12 protein-coding genes are annotated in these 12,100 nt (G+C 67.2%); 8 read left to right on the top strand and 4 right to left on the bottom strand.

The genetic code is table 11. The annotated features are described in order from the left end of the window. Positions 1-28 precede the first annotated feature (28 nt). The 4 genes from EC845_RS02905 to EC845_RS22260 all read right to left on the bottom strand — a co-directional run bounded on the left by EC845_RS02905 (position 29) and on the right by EC845_RS22260 (position 4,335). Positions 29-1,882, bottom strand: a complete 1,854-nt coding sequence (locus tag EC845_RS02905) for an intermembrane transport protein PqiB (protein WP_123295705.1) — start codon at positions 1,880-1,882, stop codon at positions 29-31. Beyond that, on the bottom strand, positions 1,866-3,377 hold the full coding sequence (locus EC845_RS02910) for a paraquat-inducible protein A (RefSeq protein ID WP_158615593.1): 1,512 nt from the start codon (positions 3,375-3,377) through the stop codon (positions 1,866-1,868). Before EC845_RS02910 ends, EC845_RS02905 begins: the two co-directional genes overlap by 17 nt. A 121-nt stretch (positions 3,378-3,498) precedes the next feature. Next, on the bottom strand, positions 3,499-3,981 hold the full coding sequence (locus EC845_RS02915; RefSeq protein ID WP_158615594.1) for a DUF421 domain-containing protein: 483 nt from the start codon (positions 3,979-3,981) through the stop codon (positions 3,499-3,501). A 189-nt stretch (positions 3,982-4,170) separates the two neighbouring features. Then, complete coding sequence (locus EC845_RS22260; protein WP_158615595.1) at positions 4,171-4,335, bottom strand: hypothetical protein; 165 nt, start codon at positions 4,333-4,335, stop codon at positions 4,171-4,173. Between the two features lie 343 nt (positions 4,336-4,678). On the opposite strand from EC845_RS22260, the gene atzF reads away from it, so the two are divergent. From atzF to EC845_RS02955, 8 genes are all read left to right on the top strand, one after another. Then, positions 4,679-6,394 carry an allophanate hydrolase gene (atzF, locus tag EC845_RS02920; protein ID WP_123296327.1) on the top strand — a complete coding sequence of 572 codons (1,716 nt, stop codon included), beginning with the start codon at positions 4,679-4,681 and terminating at the stop codon, positions 6,392-6,394. An 87-nt stretch (positions 6,395-6,481) separates the two neighbouring features. Next, positions 6,482-7,495 (top strand): ABC transporter substrate-binding protein, encoded by a 1,014-nt coding sequence (locus tag EC845_RS02925; protein WP_123295708.1) that lies wholly within the window; start codon positions 6,482-6,484, stop codon positions 7,493-7,495. Positions 7,496-7,497: 2 nt separating this feature from the next. Beyond that, positions 7,498-8,355, top strand: a complete 858-nt coding sequence (locus tag EC845_RS02930; RefSeq protein WP_370451228.1) for an ABC transporter permease — start codon at positions 7,498-7,500, stop codon at positions 8,353-8,355. Between the two features lie 5 nt (positions 8,356-8,360). Next, the gene (locus EC845_RS02935; RefSeq protein WP_123295709.1) at positions 8,361-9,182 is read left to right on the top strand and encodes an ABC transporter ATP-binding protein; all 822 of its coding nucleotides are present in this window, start codon (positions 8,361-8,363) and stop codon (positions 9,180-9,182) included. Continuing rightward, positions 9,179-9,418, top strand: coding sequence for a DUF4089 domain-containing protein (locus tag EC845_RS02940; protein ID WP_123295710.1), 240 nt, complete (start codon positions 9,179-9,181; stop codon positions 9,416-9,418). The genes EC845_RS02935 and EC845_RS02940 overlap by 4 nt, the downstream gene beginning before the upstream one ends. After that, a complete protein-coding gene (locus EC845_RS02945) occupies positions 9,415-10,812 on the top strand; it encodes an AtzE family amidohydrolase (protein ID WP_123295711.1) in 1,398 nt (465 codons plus the stop codon). Before EC845_RS02940 ends, EC845_RS02945 begins: the two co-directional genes overlap by 4 nt. 81 nt (positions 10,813-10,893) lie before the next feature. Then, positions 10,894-11,268 (top strand): oxalurate catabolism protein HpxZ, encoded by a 375-nt coding sequence (gene hpxZ / locus EC845_RS02950; protein WP_123295712.1) that lies wholly within the window; start codon positions 10,894-10,896, stop codon positions 11,266-11,268. 70 nt (positions 11,269-11,338) lie between these two features. Continuing rightward, positions 11,339-12,091: a GntR family transcriptional regulator gene (locus tag EC845_RS02955; protein WP_370451230.1), complete on the top strand. Its 753-nt coding sequence runs from the start codon at positions 11,339-11,341 to the stop codon at positions 12,089-12,091. The last annotated feature ends 9 nt before the right edge of the window (positions 12,092-12,100 follow it).

Below are 12,100 nucleotides of genomic sequence, written 5' to 3' on the forward strand. Positions count from 1 at the left end.
ACTTGTCCTTCGTGTCGGTACGGTGGATTCAGCGGCCGGCGGCGGGGGCCCGCCCGGATCCGGTCTGGGGCGTGGGCAGGCCCGAAGCACCCCGGTCCTCGATGCCCTCGCCGCGTCCGCGCAGCAGCGATTCGGGATGTGTCTGCAGGTAATCCGAGAGCACCCGCAGCGAGCGCGCGGCCCGGTTGAGTTCCTGCAGCGTCTGGTTGGCGTTCTGCACCAGAGGGGCCTGTTCGCCTGCGGCATTGCCCAGGCCCTGCAGCGTGGCTTCGGCGCTCTGCAGGGTGCGCTGGGCTTCCTGCAGGGTCTTGCGGGCCTCGGGGGTGAGCTGGCTGTTGATGTCGGCCGTCAGGCTGTTGACGCTGCGCAGCGTGTCGCGCAGTTCCTTGCCGATGTCGCCGAACGGAACCTGCTCCAGGCTGGTGATGATGTTGGACAGGCGGCCCTGGATCTGGTCGAAATCGCCCGGCGCCGACGGCAGGCGCAACGGCAGCACGTTCACATCGACCGTGGCACGCGGCGCCTTGGGCACAAAACTCAGCGACACGTACATCTGGCCGGTCAGCAGGTTGGCGGTCTTGAGCTGTGCACGCAGGCCGTCCTCGACCAGGCGGCGCAGGAAGGAAGGCCGCTGCAGATCGGGCGGCAAGCCGTTGTCGACCGGCACGGCAGCGGCACCGCTTGCAGCGCCCGTGCCCGTCGCGGCCTGGCTGCCCTGCTGCGCGCCCTGCCCCGAAGCGACGCCGGCATCCGCACGTTCGGACTGCGCGGTGACGCGGGCGCGGTAGCGGTCGAGGTCGAGCCGGTTGGGCTGAATCTCGCCGTCGACCACGCTGATGAAGCGGCGCTTGCGCGGGTCGTAGCGCAGGCCGATGTGCTTGACGCTGCCCAGCGCGATGCCCTGGAACTCGATCGGCGCATCGACGGCCAGGCCGCGTACCGACTGCTCGAACTCGATGCGCACCGGGAAGGCGGGACCGCCGATCTCGTCGAAGGCCGAGCCTTGTTCGTCGTAGAGGCGGAAGGTGCTGTCGGCCTCGGCCGGTGCGTCCGAGCCCACGCCCGGTACATGGTCGAAGGCGATGCCGCCGGCAAGCAGGGTCGCCAGCGACTGGGTATTGAGCTGCAGGCCTTCGGCGTTCACCGACAGGTCGATGCCGCTGGCATTCCAGAACCGCGTGCTCTGGGTGACCAGCGTGTCGTTGGGGGCATCGACGAACACTTCGAGCGCCACGCGCTGACCCTGTTCCTCGAGGCGGTACGACGCCAGGCGGCCGACCTGCACCTTGCGGAAGTAGACCGGCGAACCGATGTCGAGCGAGCCCAGCGTGTTGGCATAGATCACGAACCGTTTGCCCTGCCTGTCGTTGGTGACGGCCGGCGGAACCTCGAGCCCCACGAACTCGGTGCGCAACTGTTCTTGCGTCCGGCCGGCATCGACGCCGATGTACGCGCCGGAGAGCAAGGTGCCCAGGCCCGACACGCCCCCCAGGCCCAGGCGCGGACGCACCACCCAGAAGCGGCTTTCCTCGTTGGCCAGATAGGCGGCGCTCTTGTTGATGCGGGCCTTGACCAGCACATACTCGCCGCGCGGACCGAGGTCGATGTTCTCGACCGTGCCGATCACCACCTCCTTGTACTGCACCTGCGTCTTGCCGACGGCCAGGCCCTCGGCACTGTTGAAGCGGATGGTGATCAGGGGCCCGGTGTTCATCCAGTGATGAACGACCAGAGACAAACCGACCAGCACGGCCACGATGGGCAGCAGCCAGATCACGGACACGCGGCGGCGCCGAGGCCGCACGGCAGCCTGGGGCAGTTCGGATGACGGGACCGGTTTCGGCGCTGCGTCGGTGTTGCGGGGCTCAGCCTTGTCGGGCATGGACTTCTCCTGGCTCGGTGGCCTTGTCGTTGTTCGAAGCGGACACCAGCGCGGGCTGGCCGTCCCAGATCAGGCGGGGGTCGAAACTCATCGCCGCCAGCATGGTGAAAACCACCGTCAGCCCGAAGGCGATGGCGCCAAAGCCCGCAGTCACCTGCATCAGGCCCTGGAAGTTGACCAGCGCACCCAGCAGCAGCACCACGAATACGTCGAGCATGGACCACTGGCCGATGAACTCGATGAACCGGTAGAGCTTGGCGCGTGCCTGGTGATCATGCAGCGCATCGGTGGCCGTGACCTTGCCGCGTGCGAAATCCCAGGCCCGGCCCAGGCGACCGCGCGGACGTCTGCGCGAGCCCGTTGCACCGGCCGCAGGCGCGGGACTCGTGGGCAGCGACAGTTGCGCGGGACGACCCATTGCGTCGCGGATCAGGCTGGTGCGCTGGGCCCGCCGGGCGGCCGCGAGCAGCATGAAAAGCACCACGAACTTGACGAAGGGCACGGCCACGCTGGCGATGAAGACGACCAGCGCGATGTCCCAGGCACCGCCCTCCCACAGCTCGACCACGCCGCCCATGATGGTGTGGGCGCTGGCGTCGAACAGCGAACGCGTCTGCATGATGGGCAGCAGATTGGCCGGGATGTAGAGCAGCATGCCGGTGATGAGGAAGGCCCAGGTGCGCGACAGGCTGTCGGGCTTGCGTACATGCAGCGGGCTGTCGCAGCGCAGGCAGCGGTCGAACTCCTGGGCCAGCCAATCCTGCGAACGGGCATGGCGAAGCTCGCCGGCATCGTGCACGTAACCGCAGACGTCGCAGGCCAGCAGGTGATGGCTGCGCTGACGCGACGGCAGACGTTCGGGGTTGGAGCGGGTGGCGCCGGACTCTTCGGCAAAACGCCAGAGCATGCGCGAATCCAGCCGCGACAGAATCGTCAGCAGCACGACCAAGGCGCCCATCGACCACAGGCCCACGCCGACGACGATGCTGGCCAGATCGGCGATCTTGACGATGGCCACCAGCACGCCCAGCACGAACACGGGGATCATGCTCCAGGGCCGAAACCAGCGCAGCACCCGGGTGGCCTGGTCGAAGCCGCCCGGCAGGCTGGGCCGCAACAGCATCAGCAGCAAGGCCAGCAACAGCAGGAGTTGGCCGAGCGGCAAGGCGAAGGCCGTCAGCATGGCCATCAAGGCGACGCCCCACATGCCGGGCTGCTGCCAGGTGACGCCGATGGCCTCGAGCAGCGAGGCCTGGCGGACCATGCCCTGAACCTCCATGGTGACCAGGGGGTAGACATTGGCCAAGATGAACGCGACCAGCGCCGTCAGGCACACGGCCAGCATCTCGCGCGGCCCGAGGCGTTCGTCGCGCTCCAGCGGCAGCCCGCATCGGGGGCAGGCAGCCTGCTCTCCACGCCCCAGCACGGGAACCTCGCAGATCTGGTCGCAATGCTCGCAGACGGCTAGGTGGGCATGAAGACGGGAATGTGGCATGACGCGAAGTGTAGTGGGTAGGCAACGGCCATCCGTGTAGGCCAAACCGAAAATCCGCATCGGCCATCGGCGCAAAACGACACGAACCGTGCAGGCAGAGCGCCGGACAGGGCCGAATGGTTCAGCGGCCGGGCGCATCGTATTGCACGACGCTGATCTCGCCGTCGGACTCCAGCCGCGCCAGCTTGACGCGCGACAGGTCGTCGATGCCCTCTTCGCGCAGCTTGGCCAGCAGCTCGTCGCGGGTGATGAGCTCTTTCTTCATGGTCTTGGCGAGCATGCGGCCATGCCGCACGATGACCAGAGCGGGCGGGTCGAGCAGGCGTGCGACCGTGGCCGAGTGGTAACCCAGCCAGTCGAGTGTGTAGTTCCAGAAGACCAGTGTGGAAATGGCGATGAAGCCGTCGCCCACCGATGTGTACTGGCCCTGCGCGCCGTTGCTGGCGGCTTCGGAGACCAGCAGCAGGAAAAGCAGATCGGCCATGCTCATCGAACCGACGTCTCGTCGCAGGATGAAACGGAAGATCAGCAGCAGGAACCAGTAGATCAAGGTGGCACGCAAGACGAGTTGCCACCAGGGTTGATCGAAAGCCAGCCACTCCATGAGGTACTCCTTCGGCAAGTCATCCTGCCGAGGCTCGAACGGTGTGCGGGCTGCGGGGCCGGATGCCGCAAACGCTCGGGGCCCGAGCGCGGCTGCTGCCATGTTGCCCGTTGCCGCCGGGGACGCCGTCAGCGCAGCGCCTGCGGATGTGTGGTCGATGGGCGCGACAACCGGCCCTGGGCCGATGGATCAGTGGCGCTCGAGCTTGAGCATGGCCCGCAGGATTTCGTAGCCGGCCCCGACCAGGCCCGCCGCAGAGACCACCGACGACAGCAAGCCTCCCCCTCCTCGTTCATCCAGCAGCGCCGCCAGACCCAGCAGCGCGATATAGACACTCAGTCGAAAAAACCGCATGACTGCGCCTCTTGTTCAGTTGTAAAAATGCATCAATTGCGAATGCACCAGCTAAGAAGACGCATTCAGAGGAAAAGTTCCTTGACTTTTTCTGCCGCGAGAAGTGTGCACTGCGTCATGCACCAGCTTGTCGCTGCGGTGCACCGCCGAATCGCCAAGGTGGTGCGTGGCACGGGGCCCCTGCAATTGGCCGTACAGTGCGTTTTAGAGAAAACAATAGCAGAAAGAACAAAGAAAATAATGCTCTGAAGCCATATCGATCGACTGCCATGCGAATTTTTACGACAGTGGCATAGCGCTTGCTTATCTTGTATCCAAGATTGGATTAAAGATGGTCGACATGATGGACACCCCTGTTTTCACTCATTCCGAAACCGCCGCAACTGAAACCGGCAAGCCGGCACACGCCTGGATCACCCGTTTGCCCGAGGGCTTGCGCACGGCAGAACAAGGCCGGCTGGCCGGGCTCACGTTTGCAGCCAAGGACAACATCGATGTCGCCGGCGTGCCCACCACCGTGGCCTGCGCGGCGTTCGCTTATGTGCCCGACCGCCATGCCGCAGTGGTCGCACGCCTGCTCGACGCCGGCGCCACCCTGCTGGGCAAGACCAATCTCGATCAGTTCGCCTGCGGCCTCAACGGCACGCGCTCGCCCTATGGCGCCGTACCCAACAGCTTCGACAGCCGGTATGTGAGCGGCGGCTCGAGCTCGGGCTCGGCCTATGCCGTGGCCGCCGGCGAAGTCGATTTCGCGCTGGGCACGGACACGGCCGGATCGGGCCGCGTGCCGGCGGGACTGAACAACATCGTCGGACTCAAGCCCAGCAAGGGCCTGATTTCGGCCCGCGGCGTGCAGCCGGCTGCCCGCAGTGTGGATTGCGTCTCCATCCTGGCCCCCACGGTGGCACGGGCCGTCGAGGTGCTCGAAGCGACGCTGGGCCACGATGCGGCCGATCCGTATTCGCGTGAGCTGGCCCTGCACACCACGCCATTGCCCGCGGCTTTCCGCTTCGGCGTGCCGGCCCAGCCGGAGTTCTATGGCGACGCGCTGGCCGCCGCCGCTTTCGAGCAAGCGGTACAGGGCCTGCGTGCGCAGGGCGGCGTGGCGGTTGCGGTGGACTTTGCCCCGCTGACCGCAGCGGCCAGCCTGCTCTACGACAGCGCACTGGTCGCCGAGCGCTACGAAGCCGTGCGCGATTTCTTCGACGCCCAGGCCGACCAGGTCATCGAGCCCGTTCGCTCGATTCTGCAGGCCGGCACCCGCTACAGCGCAGCCGATGTGTATGCGGCGCAGCACCGGCTTCAAGCCCTCGCCCAGCAGGCGCAGGCGATCTGGCCGGGCATCGACGTGCTCTGCGTGCCCACGGCACCGACGCATTGCACCCTCGAGGCCATGCGCGCCGATCCGGTCGCCCGCAACCGCGAACTGGGCTGCTACACCAACTTCGTCAACCTGCTGGACTACGCGGCCCTGTCGGTTCCCGCATCCATTCGCCCGGACGGCCTGCCTTTCGGCATCACGCTGATCGGTCCCTGCGGCAGCGACTGGCAACTGGCCGAGCTGGGCCAGCGCTTTCACCATGCCACCGGCCTGACCCAGGGTGCGACGGGCCGGCCGCTGCCGCCCGCGCGTCCCATCGCCGCTCTGCAGCCGCGACCCGGCACCCACTTGGCACTGGCGGTGGTCGGTGCGCACCTCAGCGGCCTGCCGCTCAACGGCCAACTGATCGAACGCGGGGCCGTGCTCGAGACGCAGACGGCGACAGCCCCCCGCTACCGCTTGCATGCCCTGCCCGGCACCACGCCGCCCAAGCCGGGTCTCGGCCGCGTGGCCCCCGGCGAATCGGGCAGCGCCATTGCCGTCGAGGTCTGGCAGATGCCGCTCGCGGCGGTCGGCAGTTTTCTGGCCCTGATTCCTCAGCCGCTGGGTCTGGGCAGCATCGAGCTGGCCGATGGCCGCTGGGTCCACGGCTTTGTCTGCGAAGGCCACGCCCTGGCGCAGGCGCCCGACATCAGCCGGCATGGCGGCTGGCGCGCCTATCTGGCCAGCCTCGCCTGATCCGCTCCGCACGCTGCACCTCGAATCGTTTCCCCGTTTTTTCAAACCCAACCCCTTGTTCCCACCCCGTTTCATCAGGAGAGTCCCATGACCCGTGAATCGACACCGTCCCCTCTGCGCACCAGCCGCCGTACCCTGCTCAAGGGCGCAGCCGCCTCGATCGGCGCACTGGCCGCACCTGCGCTGGTCCGCGCCCAGGGCACCCCCAAGATCCGCGTCGGTTTCTGGCCGGTCGCCGCCGGCCTGCCGTTCTTCGCCGCCGTGGAGCGCGGCTTTTTCCGCGACGCCAACCTCGATGTCGAGCCCCTGAAGTTCGCCGGCGCACAACAGGTGATGGAAGCGATGCTCGCCGGCCGCAGCGAAGGCAGTGCCAACGGAACCGGTGCGGCCAACCTGGCGATCGGCGAGATCGCCCAGCCCGGACTGTTCAAGATCTTCTGCACCAACCCCAGCAATGCACGCGATGTGCTGGAAGAGTTTCTGGTGGCCAAGGACAGCCCCATCAAGAGCGTGGCCGAGCTGAGCGGCAAGAAGGTCGCCAGCGGCCCCGGCATCCAGAACGTGACCCTGGCCAAGACCATGCTCGAGCGTGCAGGCGCCAAGGGCGCGACCGTGGTGGAGCTGCCCATCGGCCAGCACGTGGCGGCCATCGCCACGGGCCAGATCGACGCCTGCTACACCCTCGAACCCACCGGCACCGTGGGGCGGCTCAACGGCACGGCCCGTGTGCTCGAAGCCGGTGTGGTGGCGCATTACATCCTGGGCGATCCGATGGCGCCGTGGCATGGCGGTGCAGCCAGCCTGACCTCGGAGTTCATCCAGAAGAACCCGCAGGTGGCCGCCCAGTTCATCGCGGCCTATCGTCGGGGCGTGCAGTTCGTGCGCGAGCAGCCCGAGCAGGCCCGCCAGTACATGAAGGGCTACACCGCCATCGAAGGCGCACTGACCAACGAAGTGCCGCTGGCCGCCTACATGCTGCACGACGAGTTCAAGCCCAGCGACGTCGCGTACTTCCAGAAGTTCTACGACCTGTTCACCGAAAAAGGCATCTTCTCGCGCAAGGTCGATGTCGGCTCGCTGCTCTACACCGCCAAGGCCTGATCATGGACAAAGCCAACGATACGCCGGGGTCGGCAACGCTGACCTCCTCGATGCCCGCTGCGGGCTGGCAACCGCCCGCATCGGCCGATGCAGGCCCGGCCCGAACGCCGTGGCATGTGCGCCTGCTGCCGGCCGTCGGCCCCCTCGTGCTCTTCGTCATCTGGGATATCGTGGTGCGTGCCGGCTGGATCAAGGCGATCCTGCTGCCCAGCCCGGCCGATACCCTGGTCGCCCTGGTGACCGGGCTGGCCGGCGGCGTGCTCATGATCGACTTCCTGGTCACCGTGCAGCGCACGCTGCAGGCATTCGCCATCGCGGCGATCGTCGGCGTGCCGCTGGGCGTGTTGCTGGGCAGCAATGAAAAGGCCTACCGCAGTGTCGAGTTCCTCATCGACTTCTTCCGCTCGACGCCGTCGTCCGCGCTGATCCCGCTGTTCCTGCTGATCTTCGGTGTCTCGGACATCAACAAAGTGGCCATCGCCGCCTTCGGTGCGTTTCTGATCGTCATCTTCAACAGTGCCTACGGCGTCATCAACGCCCGCAAGCAGCGGGTGATGGCGGCCAAGGTGATGGGGGCTTCGCGCTGGCGCATTTTCAAGGACGTGCTGCTGTGGGAAAGCCTGCAGCCCAGCTTCGTGGGACTGCGCTCGGCGGTCTCGATGGCGCTGGTGATCGTGATCGTGGCCGAGATGTTCATCGGCTCGGAGAACGGCCTGGGCCACGCCATCATCGACGCCCAGCAGGTGCTCAACGTCAAGACCATGTACGCCGCCATCCTGTCGGCCGGCGCACTGGGCTACGCCCTCAACATCGTGTTCCTCATGCTCGAGCGCCGCATCGTGCATTGGAGCGGGAGATAAGCCTCATGCAAACCGTCCTCAACGCACCGGCCTACGCCGAGGTCCCCCAGCCGCGCTTCCAGCCCGGCCCGGCGGGCACGCACATCACCATCCGCGGCCTGACCAAGTACTTTGCCGGCTGGCCGCTCTACGACAACTTCGACCTCGACATCCCGAAGGGCAAGATCGTGTCGGTGTTCGGACCCAACGGCTGCGGCAAGAGCACGCTGATCAACATGATCGCCGGGCTGGTGCCGATCGACCGGGGCGAGATCCTGTTCGACGGCAAGTCGCTGAAGGACACCAAGATCGGCTACGTGTTCCAGAACTACCGCGAAGCGCTGTTCCCCTGGATGCGGACCATCGACAACATTGCCTACCCCCTGTTGCTGGAGGGCAAGAGCAAGGCCGAAGTGGATCGGCGCATGGAAGAGCTGGTCGCCTCGTTCGACGTCAAGTTCGACCTCAACCGTTATCCCTACGAGCTGTCGGGCGGCCAGCAGCAGACGGCATCGATCATGCGTGCACTGGCCCCCAAGCCCGAAGTGCTGTTCCTCGACGAACCGTTCTCGGCGCTGGATTTCGAGATGACGCTGTTCATCCGTGAAAAGCTGCAGGAAGTGTTCATGCAGACCGGCACCACCATGCTGCTGGTCTCGCACGACCTGGAAGAAGCCGTGTACCTGGCCGACCAGATCCTGCTGCTGACCAAGCGCCCGACCCGCGTGGCCGAGATCCTCGACTACGCCGATGCGCGTCCGCGCACCATCGAGACGCTCACCCAGCCCAGCTTCGTGGCCGCCAAGAAGCTGAGCCTGGAGATCTTCCAGCGCGAGGTGCGGCGATGAGCGGCATCGAACACACGATGCAGGCCTACGTGCATGCCAGCGCGGCGCTGCTCGAACTGCCGCTGGCCGAGGGCCAGGCCGAACGGGTATCCGCCCATCTGCAGCGCACCGCGGCCATGGCAGGCCGTCTGCAGGCCTACGCCTTGGCACCGCACGACGAACCGGCACAGGTCTACTGCCCTGCACCCTTCCCTGCGCTGCCCGCAGCCCCTTCTTCACCCGGAACACCGTCATGACCACGGCCCCCACCGACACGCTGAGCCGGCTGGACGCCGTGCAGACCGGCCGGATGCGCGCCCGCGACTGGCTCGAGGACAGCCTGGCGCGCATCGACGCCACCGACGGACGGGTGAACGCCTTCACCCTGCGCACCACCGAGCGCGCCCGGCTCGAGGCCGATGCGATCGACACGCGCCGGCGCGCAGGCGAAGCGCTGCCGCCCCTGGCCGGGCTGCCGTATGCCGTGAAGAACCTGTTCGACATCGAAGGCGAAGTCACCCTGGCGGGTGCCCAGGTGAACCAGGGCCAGGCGCCGGCCGGGGCGGATGCCGTGCTGGTCCAGCAGTTGCGGGCATCGGGCGCCGTGCTGACGGGCGGCCTCAACATGGACGAGTACGCCTACGGCTTCACCACCGAGAACAGTCACTTCGGCCCGACCCGCAACCCGCATGACCTGACGCGCATCGCCGGCGGTTCGTCGGGCGGCTCGGGTGCGGCCGTGGCGGCTGGACAGGTGCCGGCCGCACTGGGCTCGGACACCAACGGCTCGATCCGTGTGCCGGCCTCGCTGTGCGGCGTGTGGGGGCTCAAGCCCACATTCGGCCGCCTGTCGCGGCGTGGCAGCTACCCCTTCGTCCACAACCTCGACCATCTGGGCCCGATCGCCGATTCGGCCGGTCTGCTGGCGCGCGTCTACGATGCCTTGCAGACCCCGGACACGCAAGACCCTGGCTGTCATGCCCAGGCCGTACAGCCGGTGAGCGGTGAACTGGCGCAGGGCATGGCCGGGCTGCGCGTCGGCGTCCTGGGCGGCTACTTCGATCGCCATGCCACGGCAGCCGCCCGAGAGGCGGCCCAGAGCGCGGCCCGTGTGCTGGGCGCGACCGACGTCGTGCAATGGCCCAGCGCAGAGGAAGCCCGTGCTGCGGCGTTCATCCTCACCGCAGCCGAAGGCGGCAGTCTTCACCTGCCCGATCTGCGCAGCCGTGCGGCCGAGTTCGAGCCGCTGTCGGTCGACCGCTTCATCGCCGGCGCCCTGCAGCCGGCCCACTGGCTGCTGCTGGCCCAGCGGTTTCGGCGCATCTACCGCGCACAGGTGCAAGCGCTGTTTGCTCAGTGGGATGTGCTGATCGCGCCGGCCACCCCCGTGCCCGCCACCCCGATCGGCACCGAGTGGCTGGAACTCGACGGTGCACGGGTGCCGTGCCGGGCCAGCATGGGCCTGCTGACCCAGCCCATCTCGTTTGCCGGCTGCCCCGTGGTGGCCGCGCCGCTCTGGCCCGAGAGCGCTCGAGGCCTGCCGATGGGTGTCCAGCTCATCGGCGCACCGTGGCGCGAAGACCTGACCCTGCGGGCCGCCCATGTGCTCGAGGCCAGCGGCGTGGCAGCCGTGCGCCCCGCAGCGCTCTGAGCGCGGTTCCCGCTCACGCCTGCCGGCTTCCTCGACCTCCATTCAACCGATCCGTTCACCCGATCACAACCTCACCGACTCATGGATATCAATCTCCCCGACGTTCTGGCCGAAGTCCAGGCGCACTGCGACCGTTATGAAAAAGCCCTGACCGGCAACGACGTGGCCGAACTCGACACGCTGTTCTGGAACAGCCCGCACACCCTGCGCTACGGCGCCACGGAAAACCTGTACGGCTACGACGAGATCCAGGCCTTCCGCGCTTCGCGCCCGTCGCAGGGCCTCGAGCGCAACGTGGTGCGTCACGTGATCACGACCTACGGCCGCGACATGGCCACCAGCAACCTCGAGTTCGAACGCAACGGCGGCGCGGTGCGTGGCCGCCAAAGCCAGACCTGGATGCGGACGCCCGAGGGCTGGCGCGTCGTGGCGGCTCACGTCAGCCCGCTCAAATGACGGACGGGCCATCTCGCCAAGCCCCGCTTTCTGCCGTGCAGAGGTCGCTTTTCACGCTAGGATGGCCATCGTGAGCCTCGATCTTCCCCTGACGCCCGGCGTCGACGCCCTGGGCACTGCCCACGACACGCGCCAGTCGCGTGCCGAGGATGTCTATGGCCTGCTCAAGCAGGACATCGCCGATTTCCGCCTGATTCCCGGCGATCGTTTTACCGAGACGGCGATCTGCGATCGCCTGGGCGTGTCGCGCACCCCGGTGCGCCAGGCGCTCTACCGCCTGCAGCAAGAGGGGTTTGTCGAGGTGCTGTTCCGCGCCGGGTGGCGGGTGCTGCCCATCGACTTCCAGAAGTTCGAGCAGTTGTACGACCTGCGCAAGGTGCTCGAGACCGAAGCCGTGCGCCGCCTCTGCAGCGAGCCGCATCTGCTGGGCGAATCCGAGTACCAGTCCCTGGCCGATGTATGGCTGCAGCCCGCCGATCTGCGCAGCCACGACGCCGTCGCGGTCGGCAGCCTCGACGAGGCGTTCCACTGCGCGCTGGTCGCGGCCACGGGCAATGCGGAAATGGCCCGCGTGCATCGCGACGTCACCGAACGCATCCGCATCATCCGCCGGCTCGATTTCACCTGGGCCGCGCGCATCAATGCCACCTACGACGAGCATGCGCTGATCCTGCGCGCCATCCGGGCCCGCCGCGCGGACGAGGCCGTCCGTCTGCTCGGCGCCCATATCGATGCCAGCCAGACCGAGGTCCGCAAGATCACCCTGCACCAGATCTACATGGCGCAGACCGCAAGCCTGCAGAGCCCGGCCGCACCGCGCTGAACGGTCAGG

Source organism: Comamonas sp. BIGb0124 (genome assembly GCF_003752175.1).
Taxonomy (GTDB): domain Bacteria; phylum Pseudomonadota; class Gammaproteobacteria; order Burkholderiales; family Burkholderiaceae_C; genus Comamonas_F.

What these genes read in the sequence shown, in the direction of transcription:
- EC845_RS02905 (WP_123295705.1), bottom strand. Translation starts at nt 1,882, where the DNA reads ATGCCCGACAAGGCTGAGCCCCGCAACACCGACGCAGCGCCGAAACCG.
- EC845_RS02910 (WP_158615593.1), bottom strand. Translation starts at nt 3,377, where the DNA reads ATGCCACATTCCCGTCTTCATGCCCACCTAGCCGTCTGCGAGCATTGC.
- EC845_RS02915 (WP_158615594.1), bottom strand. Translation starts at nt 3,981, where the DNA reads ATGGAGTGGCTGGCTTTCGATCAACCCTGGTGGCAACTCGTCTTGCGT.
- EC845_RS22260 (WP_158615595.1), bottom strand. Translation starts at nt 4,335, where the DNA reads ATGCGGTTTTTTCGACTGAGTGTCTATATCGCGCTGCTGGGTCTGGCG.
- atzF (WP_123296327.1), top strand. Translation starts at nt 4,679, where the DNA reads ATGGACACCCCTGTTTTCACTCATTCCGAAACCGCCGCAACTGAAACC.
- EC845_RS02925 (WP_123295708.1), top strand. Translation starts at nt 6,482, where the DNA reads ATGACCCGTGAATCGACACCGTCCCCTCTGCGCACCAGCCGCCGTACC.
- EC845_RS02930 (WP_370451228.1), top strand. Translation starts at nt 7,498, where the DNA reads ATGGACAAAGCCAACGATACGCCGGGGTCGGCAACGCTGACCTCCTCG.
- EC845_RS02935 (WP_123295709.1), top strand. Translation starts at nt 8,361, where the DNA reads ATGCAAACCGTCCTCAACGCACCGGCCTACGCCGAGGTCCCCCAGCCG.
- EC845_RS02940 (WP_123295710.1), top strand. Translation starts at nt 9,179, where the DNA reads ATGAGCGGCATCGAACACACGATGCAGGCCTACGTGCATGCCAGCGCG.
- EC845_RS02945 (WP_123295711.1), top strand. Translation starts at nt 9,415, where the DNA reads ATGACCACGGCCCCCACCGACACGCTGAGCCGGCTGGACGCCGTGCAG.
- hpxZ (WP_123295712.1), top strand. Translation starts at nt 10,894, where the DNA reads ATGGATATCAATCTCCCCGACGTTCTGGCCGAAGTCCAGGCGCACTGC.